The sequence below is a fragment of the Chromatiaceae bacterium genome (assembly GCA_024235395.1).
GTDB lineage: Bacteria > Pseudomonadota > Gammaproteobacteria > Chromatiales > Chromatiaceae > Thiosocius.
On sequence record JACKMK010000002.1, the window covers coordinates 693,454 to 708,731 of the forward strand.

Sequence of the window (15,278 nt, forward strand, 5' to 3'; positions counted from 1 at the left end):
TATGCCGCCACCTGATGTCGTCTTGAGTGCCGGGAGGGCATGACATGCGCCTTTCTTCTGCAGACAGATCATTCGTGGAACGCCGCGAGAGACGGGTGAGACAATGGCCTGTCGTAGGCACTGGCTGCCTGGTACTGATCGCGGCATACGGGGCCTGGTTATGGTGGCGCCTGCCGTACCTGATAAACCCGTGGCAGGTGATCGAAAGCCTCGAAGCGGGGACCTTGTCGGAATCGATGATGAACGTGATGGTCGTCATGTTGCCGGTGGTGGTGGCTGCGCTGCTCGTGTTTGCCTTGGTGGTCGTGCTGTTGTGGTTCGTGGCATTGTCGAACGAGCGCCGGTTGCTGGGTCTGCTGCGCACGCTGGAGGCGGCTTCAGGAGATGGCACAGGGAAAGGCGGTGGTTGACGTGCAATGGGGTAGCCGGAGCGTCACGGTCGAGATGTCGAGCCATGTGGTCGAACCGCACGATGCGCACGATCGGTCGTCCGGGCCCTGAGCGCTGCTTGACGGGGGCTGCGTGAGTCAGCGGATCGCTTTCTATCTGCACAACAGGACATACGGCTATTTTTCCAATTTCGCGCCCTACGCGGTATATCTGGAAGGCAGGATATGGCCGACCACGGAGCACTATTTCCAGGCGCAGAAGTTCGCAGGGACACATCACGAAGAGACGGTGCGACGCGCCAAGTCGCCGATGGAGGCGGCAAAACTCGGACGGGACCGAACTCGCCCGTTGCGGCCGGATTGGGAGCGGGTCAAAGACGATGTCATGCGCCACGCATTGCGCGCCAAGTTCACGCAGCATCCCGACCTGTTGGAGCACCTGCTCGCCACGGGCGATGCGGAGATCGTCGAGCATACGTCGAACGACAGGTACTGGGGGGATGGTGGTGACGGCAGCGGAGAGAACCGGTTGGGGAGCTTGCTGATGGAACTGCGCGCGGCGCTGCGAACCGAGGCGTAGGGGTGGCGGGGCAGGTGGTCTGCGACATACGCCGCTACCGGTCTTGTGACCTGCGGTCGCTCGGGCGCATCTATGCGGCGTCGATACGTCACCTGGGTCCCCAGCGGTATACGGAATGCCAGGTCGCGGCATGGTCGAGCTTTCCCGACGAAGGCGGGCGTTTCGCCAACTGGATCGAGGACGCGTCGACCATCGTGGCGGTCACCGAACAAGGCGAATGCATCGGCTTTGGCGGTATCGAAGAAAGCGGTCATATCACCGCGCTGTTCGTGTCGCCGCCGTACCAGCGGCGCGGCGTCGGGTCGCGACTGCTCGAGCGACTGCTGTCAGTGGCCGGAGACAGCGGCTGTCGAACCGTCAGCACCGCGGCGTCGGAGTTTTCGAGGCCGCTGTTCGAGCGGTTCGGTTTCCGCGTACAGGAGATCGAACAGACCGTGTTCAAGGACGTGACGTTTCAGCGCTACCTGATGCAGTCACGGCTCTGAACCGACCCGCCACGAACAGGAGGACGCATGGAACTGCACGAAAACTGGGACGTCGTGAAGGCGCTGTTTCGGGATTCTTTCAGATCGTCGTTTCATTACGCGATCGCAACCGTCGGTAAGGACGGCCAGCCGCATGTCACGCCGATCGGCTCACTGATCCTCGGCGAACCGGGGTGCGGGTTCTATTTCGAGCGATTCACGCAGCGCATGCCGCGCAACCTCGGGGCCGACGGCCGTGTCTGCGTGCTCGCCGTGAACAGCTCCCGCTGGTACTGGTTGAAGGCGCTGTTCCAGGGTCGCTTCGCCAGTCCGCCGGCGGTCCGCCTTTATGGTGTCGCCGGGCAGCTGCGTCCTGCGGACCGGCGCGAAAAGGCGCTGTGGCTGCGGCGGGTGCGACGGGTCAGGTTCAGCAGGGGTTATGCGTCGATGTGGGCGGACATGGATCGCGTGAGGGAGATCCGGTTCGACCGCATCGAACCGGTACACATCGGCGCCATGACGCGTGGCCTCTGGCCGGCGCAAGCGGTGCCCGACGACGCCTGAAAAGGGATCGCTCCCTGGCGACTCGGGCACCGGCGGCCGATGCCAGACCCGGGTGGGAGCGCGGGGCTCCCCCGGTGGGTCATACGAAGAGATTGACGTCGGCCTGTTGGGCCCGCGGCAGGAAGCTGGCGGCCCCGACCCATTCCTCGATCTCCGGTATGAAGTCGTCCTTGCCGTAGTCGAACAGGTCCACGGTCATCTGGCAGGCCACCAGTTTGACCTCGGCCTCGATGCACAGATCGCGCAGTTCCTCGATCCGCGCGACGCCCTTCTTGTCCATGGTCTTGCGCATCATGCCGGTCGCCATGGCCTGAAACCCGGGGACCAGCGACATCACCGAGGTCGGGATCGGCAGGTCCCGGCCGCGCAGCCAGTTCGGGCCTTCGGGCAGTTTCATCGGCATCGCCGGATTACCGAGCGGCGACACCTTCAGGTCGAGTTCCTTCTTCAATAGCGACAGGCCGTAGAAGGTGAAAAAGATCGCGACGTCCCAACCCAGCGCGGCGGCCGTGGAGGCGAGGATGAACGGCGGGTAGGCCATGTCCAGCGTGCCCTTGGTGGCGATGATGGTCATCGATGGCGTGTGGGCGGCCGCCCGTTCGGCCATTTTCTCGTCGAACCGTTGGTCGAACCAGGCGTCGAGATCGGGAATCGGCAGTTTGGCCATTGCGGCTGCATCGTTCATGGGATGGTTACTCCTTTGTTCAGACCTTGCGGATGCGGAAATGGAATTCGCCGTCGGCCTCCTGGCTCGACAGCATCTCGTTGCCGGTCTGGCTGCAGAACGCGTCGAGATCCTTGACCGAGCCCGGGTCCGACGCGGTGATCTCGAGGACCTCGCCGGTGTGCATCGCGGCCAGTGCCTTTTTCGTTCTGAGGATCGGCAGCGGACAGTTCAGACCGCGTGCGTCGAGGGTGTGGATGTCTTGGTTCATCGTCGTGCTCCTTGGTCTTCGTTCAACCGCTACTGGAGGCTTCAAGTCGACCGGTCGGTCAACTTTCGGCACAAAAAAAGTCAGCTCTCGGCGGCCCTTTCGATCCTCAACGTCTTGATCGCCGGCCCGAGGATGCGCACGACCTCGGGGTCGTTGCGCGACTTGGCGAGCAGGATCACGCCTTCGAGGAAGGCCAGCATCGCCTGCCCGGTCGCGGCGGTGTCGAGCGGCGCGATCACCCCGCGCTCGACCGCCTCGTCCAGGGTCTCGTGGAAACGCGCGCTCGCCTTCTGGAACACCGCATTGATCTTGGCGCGCAGGACCTCGTCGCGGGTACTGACCTCCAGCGCCAGATTGCCGAACAGGCAGCCGGGCATGCGGCCTTCGAGGTCCTTGGCCGCCTTCTGCCAGTAGTAGGCCGCGTCGATCAGGTAGTCGAGGCGCTCGAGCGGCGGCAGGTCGCGATCGAACGCCTCCGCGACGAAACCGTGCGCCCAGTCGTCCGCCATGTCGTCGATGACCGCCATCGCGAGGTCCTGTTTCGACGGAAAGAAGTGATAGAAGCTGCCCTTCTGCACATTGGCGAGGTCACAGATCTCCTTGATTCCGACGTCCGCATAGCTGCGCCCGTGAAACAGTTCGCGGGCGGTGCTCAGGATGCGCGTTCTTGTGTCGGCGGCGAGGTTCATGGAACCGCATTGTAGTAGACCGGTTGGTCAAGTCAAGCGCCCTGGCTTGTCGTGACGGGGGGCGATCGCTGCCGCGTGCGTTCTCGACCGGTACGGTCGTGCCGTCGGCGCGTTGACGGCTACTGGAACTTGATCCGGCCGCGCAGCTCTTCGGCCGTGGTCTGGACGTCGCGCAGATTGCCGTCCGCGTCCGTCCCCACGATGACGCCCTTGCCGGCGACCGGGATCACGGTGTCGATCTGGAAGCGTCCCGTGGTGCCGCGGATGAAGCATTCTTCGTCGAAGTACAAGCGGTCGCCGGTCGCGCCGACCGCGTCGGATTCGATGGTGTCGAAGCCGATCAACCGCTGGATGTCGGTCGCGTCCTCGACCTCCGCGTCGGTGACGGTCTGCTGTGCCGGGTCGATCAATAGCGCTTTCATGATGCTCTGGTGCTCTCGTTGGTTCAGGCGGTGGCGTGCGACGCGGGGGCGAATCGCGCATGGCCATGGTTGTTGCGGGTCGGTGCGGGGCAATGCCGCTTGCGTCTCCAGGCTGACAATCTAACGAGCGATGCCGATGCGGGCCAGTTGGAAGTTTGAAAGACGTCGATAGCTGCCGGCTATTGACGCAAGGCATGCCGTCAAGCCGCAGTCGCGCTCGGGACTCACCCGAAGGCGCGTCGTCAGTCGTCGAGCTTGTTGCGGATCGCTTCGGCGATCTCGGCGAGGCGTTGCGGGTCGGTGATGCGTTGGTCGAGTCGATCCGTGACCGCGAAGGTGTCCTGCGCCTCGGCCCCGGCGGTGGCGATCCGCGCGTGGTGCAACCGCAGCTTCTTCGCCGCGAACGCCTGGCCGACCAGCGACAACAGGCCGGGGCGGTCGCTGGTCTTGAGGATCAGCAGCGTGACCGCCCGGTTTTCGTCCTGCTCGAAGTCGATCTCGGACGGCATCTGAAAGCTCTGCAGTTGGCGCGGGATGCGCGGCTGGCCCTTCGGCGGTTCGGCGTCGTTGAGTCCGTCTTCAATGAAATAGCGGATGCCCTGCAGTCGTTCCTCGACGTCGATCTGCGAACCATCCTCTTCGAGCACCAGGTAGCTGTTGACGCTCAGTCCCTGAACCGTGGTCTGGATGCGTGCGTTGAGGACGTTGAGTCCGAGTTGGTCGAGCAGGGCGGTGGAGTGGGCGAACAGGTCGTCACGGTCGGGCCCGTAGACGAACAACTCGGTGCAGCGGTAGACCTTGTCCTGGCGCAACGCGACATGAATCCGGTCGATGGCCTTGCCCGGCGGCCACAACAACTCGGCGTGCCAGATGATCGCGTCAACCGAGTTCTGCAGAAAATAGTCTGAAGTGAACGACATCCACAACAGGTTCAGCTGTTCGTTGTCGTAACCCTTTTTCAGCAACACGATCCGCGCCTCCGCCTGGCGCTCCGAGATCACCTCGTCGGGATCCTGGGGCTGATCGAGGCCGCGTTCCAGTGCGGCAGCGGTGCGTGCGTGGAGTTGATCGATCAGGGCGGCCTTCCACGAGTTCCAGCGTGCCGGGTTGGTGCCGCGCATGTCGGCGACGGTCAGCAGGTACAGGTAGTCGAGCCGCATCCGTGTTCCGACCCGGCTGGCGAACTGCTGGATCACATCGGGATCGTCGATGTCCTGATGCTGCGCGGTGTGCGACATCACCAGGTGGAAACGCACCAGCCACGCGATCAGGTTGGCGTCGAATTCGGAAAGGTCGTGGCGCAGGCAGAACTCGCGCGCATCCGCAGCCCCGAGTTCCGAGTGATCGCCACCGCGTCCCTTGGCGATGTCGTGAAACAGGCCCGCGAGGTACAGCAGCTCGGGTTTCGGCAGCTGCGCATAGACCTGGTTGCAGCGCGGACACTCCTCGGCATGCCTGGCCAGCGCAAAGCGCCGCATATTGCGAATCACCATCAGGATGTGTTCGTCGACCGTGTACACGTGGAACAGGTCGAACTGCATCAGCCCCGACACCGTGTTGAACGCCGGCAGGTAACGCCCGAGTATGCCGTAGCGGTGCATGCGGCGGGTCGCATGTGTGAGGCCGTCGTGCTGGCGGAAGATCTCGATGAACAGCGCGCGTGCGCGGATATCGCGGCGGAAGCGTTTGTCGATCAGATGGCGGTGCGCGCGGATCAGGCGGATCGTGCTGGCGCGCACGCCCTGGAGTTCCGGATGCTGTTGCAGGATCAGGAACAGCTCCAGCATCGCCAGTGGATATCGCGCGAAGATCCCGGTGTTGACCACCTCCAGGTAGCCGCTGCGAGCCTGGAACCGGCGGTTGATCGGCACCGGATCGCCGAGTTCGTTGTTCAGCAGGATCGCTTCCTCGAACAGCTGCAACAGCATCTCGTTGAGGCGCTGGATCTCGATCACCCGTCGGTAGTAGTCCTGCATGAACTGTTCGACTGCGAGATTGGCGCTCGCATCGGTATAGCCGAACTGTTTCGCCAGGGCGCGCTGGTGTTCGAACAACATCCGGTCTTCGTGGCGGCCGGTGAGCAGGTGCAGTGCGTAGCGCACGCGCCACAGGTGTTCGGCGCCGCGATGCAGCTGCCGGTATTCGTGGTCGTTGAGGAAGCCGTGTTCCACCAGTGCCGCCATCGTGCTGACGCCGAAGTGGCGTTTCGCGACCCAGCCGATCGTCTGGATGTCGCGCAGGCCGCCCGGTCCCTCCTTGAGATTCGGCTCGAGGTTCTGGCCGCTGTCGTCGAATTTCGCGTGCCGCTGGCGCTGTTCCTCGAGCTTGGCCGAGAAGAACTCGCGGCTCGACCAGAAATTCTCCGGACTTATGGCCTCGGTGAGTTGGTCGAACAGCGCGTGATCGCCGGCCACCAGCCGCGATTCGACCAGGTTGGTGATCACCGTGATGTCGGCGCGGGCCTCTTCGACGCATTGCTCGAGGCTGCGCACGCTGTGCCCGACCTCCAGGCCTATGTCCCAAAGGAACATGATCAGCGGCTCGATGTGCTCGGCCAGCTGTTGTGGCTCGACCGAGGTCAGGATCAGCAGATCGACGTCGGAAGCGGGGTGCAACTCGCCCCGACCGTAGCCGCCGACCGCGACCAGGCTGGCCTGCGCATCGTCCGGCAGATAGCGACACCAGACGCGGTGCACGATCGCGTCGGTGAACAGCGCCGCCTGGCGCACCAGCAGGCTGGCGCGCGTGCCCTGGGCGAACCGTTCCGCCAACAGCGCGCGTGCGTCGCGCAGGGTCTGTTTGAACGCGGTCAGCGGCGCATCGCCGGCCGCAATCCGCCGGTCGAGCGCTTCCAGCAGGGAATCAGTCATCTTGCTCAGGCAGTCGCTGCCTGCCGCTCTTCGGCGCGCAGGGTCAGCACCTCGTATCCGGTCGGGGTGACCAGCACGGTATGTTCCCACTGCGCGGACAACTTGCGGTCCTTGGTGACCACGGTCCAGCCGTCGGGTAGCAGCTTCACGTTGCGTTTGCCCGCATTGACCATCGGTTCGATCGTGAACGTCATACCGGTCTGCAGCGCGATGCCGGTGCCGGCTGCGCCGTAGTGCAGCACCTGGGGGTCCTCGTGGAAACCGCGACCGATGCCGTGCCCACAGTATTCCTGCACCACCGAATAGCCGTGGCTCTCAACGAAACGCTGGATCGCGTGTCCGATGTCACCGAGCCGGTGGCCGGGCTTGACCAGCTCGATCCCTTTCCACATCGCCTGATGGGTCACGTCGACCAGGCGTTGCGCGAGAATCGAAGGCTGGCCGATGAGGAACATCTTGCTGGTATCGCCGTGGAAGCCGTCCTTGATGACCGTGACGTCGATATTGACGATGTCGCCGTCCTTGAGAATTTTGTTCCCGGGAATGCCGTGGCAGACCTGGTGGTTGACCGAGGTGCAGATCGATTTCGGGAAACCGCGGTAGTTCAGCGGGGCCGGCACCGCGCGCTGTTCGTTGACGATGTAGTCGTGGCACAGGCGGTCGAGTTCGTCGGTGCTGACGCCGGGTCTGACGTGGTCGCCGATCATCTCGAGCACCTCGGCGGCGAGGCGGCCGGCGACGCGCATCTTCTCGATCTCGTCCGGCGTTTTGATGATCACGGCCATCGGCGCCCCTCAGCTGCTATTTGGGTTCGAAAATCAAGATCTTGGCGTCAATTCCGCATTGAGGCCCGGGGTCGCTTATGGTATAAAACGCGCCGCTTGGCGGCAATGACCGCTTAGGCGCCCTGTTTGCAGGGTTAATTTTTAACGACACACACGTACCGCTAAGCGGCGCCTGGGTGCCCGGTTCAGGCCGGGTCGGTCGTCGCGGTCCGTGGAGGCTCAACCCAACCGTAATACCGGAGTATTCATGAGCAACGTTTCCATGCGCCAGATGCTTGAAGCTGGCGTACATTTCGGCCACCAGACCCGTTACTGGAACCCGAAGATGAGTCCCTTCATCTTCGGCCATCGCAACAAGATCCACATCGTCAACCTCGAAAAGACGTTGCCGTTGTTCAACGACGCGATGAACTTCGTCGGCAAGCTGTCGTCGAACGGCGGCAAGGTGCTGTTCGTCGGCACCAAGCGTTCGGCGCGCGACGTGGTGCGCGAGGAGGCCGAACGCTGCAACATGCCGTTCGTCAACCACCGTTGGCTGGGCGGCATGCTGACCAATTTCAAGACCATCAAGCAGTCGATCAAGCGCCTCAAGGAACTCGAGGCGATGGATGCGGACGGCTCGATGGCGGCACGCTTCCATAAGAAAGAGGCGCTTACCCTGCGCCGCGAGAAAGACAAGCTGGAGCGCAGCCTGGGTGGCATCAAGGATATGAACGGACTGCCCGACGCATTGTTCGTCGTCGACACCGGGCACGAGAAGATCGCTGTCGCCGAGGCGCGCAAACTGGGCATTCCGGTCATCGGTGTGGTGGACACCAACAACGATCCGGACGCCATCGATTACGTGATCCCCGGCAACGACGACGCCATCCGTGCGGTGCAACTCTACGTACAGGGCGCGTCCGCGGCGATCCTCGAGGGCCGCGCCGCAGCGGCCACCGCAGCGGCATCCGGCCGCGGCGAGACGGCGGATACGACAGCCGGCTGAGTTACCGGGCCGGGTCGACATATCCAGACAAAACGCCCCTGTCCGGCTTGCCGGCCGGGGGCCGTTTGTTATCAGAAAGATTCTGCGAATTGAGGAAATACGAGCATGGCGATCACCGCTTCCCTGGTAAAGGAACTGCGCGAGCGTACCGGCGCAGGCATGATGGAATGTAAAAAGGCATTGACCGAGACGAATGGCGACATCGAGGCGGCCATCGAGAACATGCGCAAGTCGGGTCAGGCCAAGGCGGCGAAGAAGGCCGGCCGCACGGCGGCGGATGGCGTGATCGTGATCGCCGTCACCGACGGCGGCGCGCGCGCTGCGATGGTCGAGGTCAACTGCGAGACCGATTTCGTCGCGAAGGACGACAATTTTCGCTCCTTCGCCGATGCCGTCGGCGAGCGCGTCCTGCAGAGCGACGTCGGCGACGTCGATGCGTTGATGGCGTTGCCGCTGCACGAAGGCGAGGACACCACGATCGAGGAGGCGCGTCAGGCGCTGGTGTCGAAGATCGGCGAGAACATGAACGTGCGCCGCTTCGTGCGCAGCGCCGCGCAGGGTGCGATCTTCAGCTACAGCCACGGAGTGCGCATCGGTGTGCTGATCGATCTGAGCGGCGGGGACGAGGCGCTGGGACGCGACCTGGCGATGCACATCGCGGCGAGCAACCCGATCTGCGTCAGCGAAGACCAGGTGCCGGCCGATCTGCTGGCGAAAGAGCGCGAGATCACCGAGGCACAGGCCAAGGAGAGCGGCAAGCCGGACAACATCGTCGAAAAGATGGTCGAGGGCCGGATGCGCAAGTATCTTAGCGAGATCACCCTGCTCGGGCAGGCGTTCGTCAAGGATCCGGACACCACGGTGGGCAAGCTGCTGAAGGCAAGCGGCGCCACGGTGAACGGGTTCACGCGTTTCGAGGTCGGCGAGGGTATCGAGAAAAAGGTCGAGGACTTCCGCGAGGAAGTCATGGCCCAGGCCGCCGCCGCCCGGGGCGAATAACCGGTGCGCCCTGCGCCTCGGCGCAGGGCAGTGCCCCGCACCCTAATCAAACGAGGTCGGTCCAGTCCTTCCATGCCAGAACACCCTGCCACGCGCCGGATACTGCTGAAGCTGAGCGGCGAGGCCCTGATGGGCGACGGTGATTTCGGCATCGATCCGGCGGTCATGCAACGGATCGCCGGCGAGATCGCCGAACTGGTGGCCGACGGTGTGCAGATCGGCCTGGTGATCGGTGGTGGAAACATCTTTCGCGGCGCCGGTCTCGCGGGTGGCGGGTTCGACCGGGTCACCGGCGATCACATCGGCATGCTGGCGACGGTGATGAACGGTCTGGCGATGCAGGACGCGCTGCGTAAACAGGGCGTGGATGCACGCACGCTGTCCGCATTCCGCATCGACCAGGTATGCGAGTACTACAGTCGCGATGGCGCCGTCCGTCACCTCGAGGCAGGCCGGGTCGTGATCCTCTCGGCCGGCACCGGCAACCCGTATTTCACGACCGACACCGCGGCCAGCCTGAGAGCGATCGAGATCGGCGCCGACGTGATGATCAAGGCGACCAAGGTCGATGGTGTCTACGCGGCCGATCCGGTCAAACACCCCGATGCCGACTTCTATCCCCGCCTGAGCTACGATCGCGTGTTGCGCGAGGGGTTGGCGGTCATGGACGCCACGGCCGTGGTGTTGTGCAAAGAGCAGGCTATGCCGCTGCGGGTGATGAATATCAACACGAAAGGTGCGCTGCGGCGCGTCATCAGGGGTGAGTCGCTCGGCACCCTGGTCACGAGTGGAGAGGAGTCATGATTGACGACATCAAGAAAGACGCGGCCGGCCGAATGGCCAAGAGTGTCGAATCGCTGAGTGATAACCTGGCGAAGGTGCGCACCGGTCGGGCCCATCCGAGCCTGCTCGATCATCTCACGGTACCGTATTACGGCTCCGAGGTGCCGATGAAGCAGGTCGCGAACGTCGGCGTCGAAGATGCGCGGACCCTGACGGTGCAACCCTACGAACAACAGATGGTCAGCGTGGTCGAGAAGGCCATCCGCGAGTCCGATCTCGGGTTGAACCCGAACTCGGCCGGCACGCTGATCCGCGTGCCGATGCCGCAACTGACGGAAGAGCGGCGCCGCGATATGACCAAGATCGTACGTCACGAGGCCGAGCAGGCGCGGGTCGCGGTGCGCAACATCCGTCGCGACGCCAACAACGATCTCAAGGCGCTGGTGAAAGACAAGCTGATCTCCGAAGACGACGAGCGCAGAGGTCAGGAGATCATCCAGAAGCTGACGGATCAGCACGTCAAAGAGATCGACGAACTGCTGGAAAAGAAAGAAAAAGACCTGATGTCGGTCTGAGGCCGCCGAGGCAGCAATGTCCGACGGTGCGCAAACGGGGGAGAGCCCGATTTCATCCGGGAAGGTGCCGGAGCACGTGGCGATCATCATGGATGGCAACGGTCGCTGGGCCGAGGCGCGTGGCCAGGCCAGACACGCCGGGCACAAGGCGGGTGTCGGCAGCGTGCGCAGCACGATCGAGGAATGTATCCGGCATGGCGTGAAGGTGCTCACGCTGTTCGCGTTCAGCAGCGAAAACTGGCGCCGCCCGGCGGCCGAGGTCAACCTGCTGATGGATCTGTTCCTGACGGCGCTGCAACGCGAGGTCAAACGCATGCAGAGCAACGAGATCCAGCTCCGCGTGATCGGTGACATCACGGCGTTTCCCGACAAGCTGCAACGGCGCATCCGCGCCTCCGAGGACGCGACGCGCGCCAACCAGCGCCTGATCCTGCAGATCGCCGCAAACTACGGTGGACGTTGGGACATCACCCAGGCCGCGCGCCGACTGGCGCACGCGGTGCGCAGCGGCGAACTCGATCCGGATACGATCGACGAGAAGGCATTCGCGAACGCGACCACGCTGGACGGCCTGCCGGATCCCGATCTCTTCATCCGCACCGGCGGCGATCTGCGCATCAGCAATTTTCTGTTGTGGCACTGCGCCTACACCGAGCTGTACTTCACGCCGGTGCTGTGGCCGGATTTCGACGCCACGCAGTTTCGACTCGCCCTGGACGAATTCGCCAGCCGTCAGCGACGTTTCGGACGGACCGGCGCACAACTCGAGAAGGCCGACTAGTGCTCTGGCAGCGGGTACTGACCGCGCTGGTCCTGATACCCCTGGTGGTGGCCGGCATCCTGAAGCTGGACACCGTGGCGTTCGCGCTCGTGCTCGGGGCGTTCGTGATGCTGGGTGCACTGGAGATGGCGCGTCTCGCGCAGCTGCACCAGCGCCCGGCACAGGTCCTGTTTGCGGTCGGCACCGCGTTGGCGCTCGGCCTCGCCTGGCACTTCCTGCATGGCGCGGCGCTGCAGGCCGTGCAATGGGCGATGGCGCTGTGGTGGGCGGTGACCACGGTCATGCTGTTCTCCAGACGTCGCGAGTTGCGTCGGATCGAGGGTTCCCGCCCGTTGATCCTGGTGCTCGGTGCGCTGGTGCTGGTCAGTGCCTGGATCTCGGTGGTCGACCTGCACCGGGTCCGGCCCGGTGGTCCTGCGCTGGTGCTGTACCTGTTCGTGCTGATCTGGGTCGCCGATTCGGGCGCCTATTTCGCCGGACGCGCCTTCGGTCGGCGCAAGCTGTCGCCGTTCGTCAGTCCCGGCAAGACCTGGGCGGGCGTGTTCGGTGCCCTCGCGGGTGCGGCGCTGAGTGCCGTCGCGCTGGTGCAGGGCGGCTGGGCAGGGGCTGCGACGGTGCCCGGCATGGTGCTGCTGGTCGCGCTTGTCACCCTGCTCTCGATTGGCGGAGACCTTTGGGAAAGCCGGCTCAAGCGTGAGGCGGGGGTCAAGGACAGCGGCCAGCTGTTGCCCGGACACGGCGGTGTTCTGGACCGCATCGACAGCCTGCTGGCAGCGGCGCCGGTGTTCGCGCTCGGTGCCGTGCTGTTGGGGACGACCACATGAGAGGCATCGCGGTCCTGGGTTCGACCGGGTCGATCGGGCTCAGTACGCTCGATGTGGTCGCGCGTCACCCCGATCGTTACCGGGTGGTCGCGCTGAGTGCGAACAGCGATGTCCAGGGCATGCTGGCGCAATGCCGGCAGTTCGGTCCGGAACTCGTGGCGATGGCGGATCCGGACAGCGCGCGTGCGCTGGCCGCGGCGCTCCGTGAAGAACACCTCGCCATCGAGGTGATGGCCGGTCCCGAGGGGCTGGAGGCGGTCGCCACCCATCCCGGCGCCAGTGATCTGATGGCCGCGATCGTCGGTGCCGCGGGCATGCTGCCGACCCTCGCGGCGGTCCGCCTGGGACGGCGCATCCTGTTGGCCAACAAGGAATCGCTGGTGGTCGCCGGGGGGCTGTTCGTCGCGGCGGCGCGTGCCAGCGGGGCCCTGGTCCTGCCGATCGACAGTGAACACAACGCGGTGTTCCAGTGTCTGCCCGCGGATCGACCGGCCGGTCTCGCCGGGGCGGGTGTCGAGCGTATCCTGCTGACCGCATCGGGCGGCCCGTTCCGGCGCTACGCGATGGCGGCGCTGCGCGATGTGACGCCCGCGCAGGCTTGCGCCCACCCGAACTGGCAGATGGGTCGCAAGATATCGGTCGATTCGGCCACCATGATGAACAAGGGCCTCGAGGTGATCGAGGCACACTGGCTGTTCGACGCCGCACCGGAGCAGATCGAGGTGGTCGTGCACCCGCAGAGCGTGATCCACTCGATGGTCCAGTACGTCGACGGCTCGGTGCTCGCGCAGCTCGGCAACCCGGATATGCGAACGCCGATCGCGCACGCGCTGGCCTGGCCGGAGCGGCATGCCGCCGGGGTCGCGGCACTGGACCTGTTCGCGGTCGGGCGGCTGGATTTCGAACCGCCGGATATGCAACGCTTTCCCTGTCTGCGCCTGGCCTTCGAAGCGGTCGCCGGCGGCGGCACCGCACCGGCCGTGTTGAATGCGGCCAATGAAGTCGCCGTGGCACGCTTCCTCGAGGGGCGGCTCGGATTCGTGCAGATCGCCGAGGTCGTCGAACGCACCCTGGCGGAGTTCGCACACGGCCCGGCCGACGACCTCGAGACCCTGCTCGGTGTCGACCGGCGTGCCCGTGCAATGGCGGAACAAGAGGTGGCCGCGCTGGTCTGACTAAACGATGGACGACCTCCTGCTGAAAGTTGGCGCATTCATAGTCGCGATCGGGCTGCTGGTCTCGGTGCACGAGTTCGGGCACTTCTGGGTCGCGCGGCGCCTCGGCGTCAAGGTGCTGCGGTTCTCGATCGGTTTCGGTCGCCCGCTGTGGCGGCGACAGGCTTCACCGGACGCCCCTGAGTACGTGATTGCGGCGATCCCGCTGGGCGGCTACGTCAAGATGCTCGACGAGCACGAGGGCCCGGTCGCACCCGAGGAGGTGCACCGCGCGTTCAACAGACAGTCACTGTGGGTCCGCTCGGCGGTCGTCGTGGCCGGTCCGCTGTTCAATTTCCTGTTCGCGATCTTCGCATTCTGGCTGGTGCTGACCCTCGGTGAGACGGGCATGCGCCCGCTTGTCGGTGCGGTGACCGCGGATTCGCCGGCGTCCCGGGCCGGGTTCAGTGGCGGTGACGAGATCCTGTCGATCAACGGTCAGCCGACGCCGACCTGGTCGCTGGCGGTCCAGGAGATCGCTGCGGCTTCGGTCGGCGAGCCGACGCTGCGCGTCGGCGTGCGCGACGCCGCCGGCAACGAGCAGGTGCGGTCGATCCCCTCGAGCGAGGTCGGCGATCTGGCGGAAACCAAGGATCTGCTGGCACATCTCGGTGTGACGCCCGAGCGTCCGGCGGTCCCGCCCGTGATCGGCAGGGTGATCGCTGGCGAGCCCGCCGATGCGGCCGGCCTGCGCGCGGGTGACCGGGTCGTCAGCGCGGATGGTGAGGCTGTTCCCGATTGGGGGCACTGGGTGGACTACGTGCGCGAGCGGCCCGGTGCCGAGATCCTGTTGCAGATCGAGCGCGGCGGACAGCCCCTCGAGGTGCGTCTGACCCCGGCACCGCTGGTGCAGGACGGTGCCGTGATCGGGCGTATCGGTGCCGCCAACCAGCCGGCCCCGGAGCTGATCGCGCGTTTCGAGGTCGAGTACCGCATGGGGCTGGCGGAGGCGATGCCGGCCGCGGTACAGCGCACCTGGGAGTATTCGGTGCTGACCCTGAAGGTCATCTGGCGCGTGCTGACCGGCGAGGCGTCGATCCACAACCTCAGCGGTCCCATCACCATCGCCGATGCAGCGGGCAAGACCGCGAGCATCGGGTTTGTGTACTTCCTCAAGTTTCTGGCGATCGTCAGTATCAGCCTCGGCGTGCTCAATCTGCTGCCGGTGCCCGTGCTCGACGGCGGACACCTGCTGTACTTCGCGGTCGAGGCGATCAAGGGCAGTCCGCTGTCGGAAGCGGCGATGATTCAGGGACAGAAGATCGGCCTGCTGATGCTCCTGGGCCTGATGACCCTGGCGTTCTACGTCGATATCCTGCGCATTATCGGTTAGCCCGGGCGGACCCGGCGCTGCAGTACTGCGGGTGTGCACAGCTTGCGCTCGCGTACCAGCCTACTTTTGGTCTGACTGATACC

At 64.7% G+C, this 15,278-nt stretch carries 18 protein-coding genes; 12 read left to right on the forward strand and 6 right to left on the reverse strand.

Going from position 1 to position 15,278, the window contains the following annotated elements:
* Positions 1–95 precede the first annotated feature (95 nt).
* From H6955_11280 to H6955_11295, 4 genes are all read left to right on the forward strand, one after another.
* The gene (locus tag H6955_11280) at positions 96–410 is read left to right on the forward strand and encodes a hypothetical protein (protein MCP5314137.1); all 315 of its coding nucleotides are present in this window, start codon (positions 96–98) and stop codon (positions 408–410) included.
* Positions 411–522: 112 nt separating this feature from the next.
* Positions 523–969 (forward strand): NADAR family protein, encoded by a 447-nt coding sequence (locus H6955_11285; protein MCP5314138.1) that lies wholly within the window; start codon positions 523–525, stop codon positions 967–969.
* A 14-nt stretch (positions 970–983) separates the two neighbouring features.
* Positions 984–1,454 (forward strand): GNAT family N-acetyltransferase, encoded by a 471-nt coding sequence (locus H6955_11290; GenBank protein ID MCP5314139.1) that lies wholly within the window; start codon positions 984–986, stop codon positions 1,452–1,454.
* 27 nt (positions 1,455–1,481) lie between these two features.
* A complete protein-coding gene (locus H6955_11295) occupies positions 1,482–1,997 on the forward strand; it encodes a pyridoxamine 5'-phosphate oxidase family protein (protein ID MCP5314140.1) in 516 nt (171 codons plus the stop codon).
* 79 nt (positions 1,998–2,076) lie between these two features.
* Here H6955_11295 and H6955_11300 read toward each other — a convergent pair whose 3' ends face one another.
* The 6 genes from H6955_11300 to map form a co-directional block, all read right to left on the reverse strand.
* A complete protein-coding gene (locus H6955_11300; GenBank protein ID MCP5314141.1) occupies positions 2,077–2,604 on the reverse strand; it encodes a DsrE/DsrF/DrsH-like family protein in 528 nt (175 codons plus the stop codon).
* A 97-nt stretch (positions 2,605–2,701) separates the two neighbouring features.
* Entirely contained in the window at positions 2,702–2,932 is a 231-nt protein-coding gene (locus tag H6955_11305; GenBank protein MCP5314142.1) for a sulfurtransferase TusA family protein, read from the reverse strand.
* An 80-nt stretch (positions 2,933–3,012) separates the two neighbouring features.
* Positions 3,013–3,621, reverse strand: a complete 609-nt coding sequence (locus H6955_11310) for a TetR/AcrR family transcriptional regulator (protein MCP5314143.1) — start codon at positions 3,619–3,621, stop codon at positions 3,013–3,015.
* Between the two features lie 119 nt (positions 3,622–3,740).
* Complete coding sequence (locus tag H6955_11315; protein MCP5314144.1) at positions 3,741–4,043, reverse strand: hypothetical protein; 303 nt, start codon at positions 4,041–4,043, stop codon at positions 3,741–3,743.
* 242 nt (positions 4,044–4,285) lie between these two features.
* Positions 4,286–6,913: a [protein-PII] uridylyltransferase gene (gene glnD / locus H6955_11320; protein ID MCP5314145.1), complete on the reverse strand. Its 2,628-nt coding sequence runs from the start codon at positions 6,911–6,913 to the stop codon at positions 4,286–4,288.
* Between the two features lie 5 nt (positions 6,914–6,918).
* Entirely contained in the window at positions 6,919–7,698 is a 780-nt protein-coding gene (map, locus tag H6955_11325; protein MCP5314146.1) for a type I methionyl aminopeptidase, read from the reverse strand.
* A gap of 262 nt (positions 7,699–7,960) precedes the next feature.
* Between map and rpsB the strand changes: the two genes are divergently transcribed.
* The 8 genes from rpsB to rseP all read left to right on the forward strand — a co-directional run bounded on the left by rpsB (position 7,961) and on the right by rseP (position 15,195).
* The gene (rpsB, locus tag H6955_11330; GenBank protein MCP5314147.1) at positions 7,961–8,686 is read left to right on the forward strand and encodes a 30S ribosomal protein S2; all 726 of its coding nucleotides are present in this window, start codon (positions 7,961–7,963) and stop codon (positions 8,684–8,686) included.
* 105 nt (positions 8,687–8,791) lie between these two features.
* Positions 8,792–9,685 (forward strand): elongation factor Ts, encoded by an 894-nt coding sequence (locus tag H6955_11335; GenBank protein ID MCP5314148.1) that lies wholly within the window; start codon positions 8,792–8,794, stop codon positions 9,683–9,685.
* Positions 9,686–9,757: 72 nt separating this feature from the next.
* Positions 9,758–10,489 (forward strand): UMP kinase, encoded by a 732-nt coding sequence (pyrH, locus tag H6955_11340; GenBank protein ID MCP5314149.1) that lies wholly within the window; start codon positions 9,758–9,760, stop codon positions 10,487–10,489.
* Entirely contained in the window at positions 10,486–11,043 is a 558-nt protein-coding gene (gene frr, locus H6955_11345) for a ribosome recycling factor (GenBank protein ID MCP5314150.1), read from the forward strand. Before pyrH ends, frr begins: the two co-directional genes overlap by 4 nt.
* A 16-nt stretch (positions 11,044–11,059) precedes the next feature.
* Positions 11,060–11,824, forward strand: coding sequence for a di-trans,poly-cis-decaprenylcistransferase (uppS, locus tag H6955_11350; protein ID MCP5314151.1), 765 nt, complete (start codon positions 11,060–11,062; stop codon positions 11,822–11,824).
* Positions 11,824–12,648, forward strand: a complete 825-nt coding sequence (locus tag H6955_11355) for a phosphatidate cytidylyltransferase (protein MCP5314152.1) — start codon at positions 11,824–11,826, stop codon at positions 12,646–12,648. Before uppS ends, H6955_11355 begins: the two co-directional genes overlap by 1 nt.
* The gene (locus tag H6955_11360) at positions 12,645–13,823 is read left to right on the forward strand and encodes a 1-deoxy-D-xylulose-5-phosphate reductoisomerase (GenBank protein MCP5314153.1); all 1,179 of its coding nucleotides are present in this window, start codon (positions 12,645–12,647) and stop codon (positions 13,821–13,823) included. The genes H6955_11355 and H6955_11360 overlap by 4 nt, the downstream gene beginning before the upstream one ends.
* 7 nt (positions 13,824–13,830) lie before the next feature.
* Complete coding sequence (rseP, locus tag H6955_11365) at positions 13,831–15,195, forward strand: RIP metalloprotease RseP (GenBank protein MCP5314154.1); 1,365 nt, start codon at positions 13,831–13,833, stop codon at positions 15,193–15,195.
* Positions 15,196–15,278 lie beyond the last annotated feature (83 nt).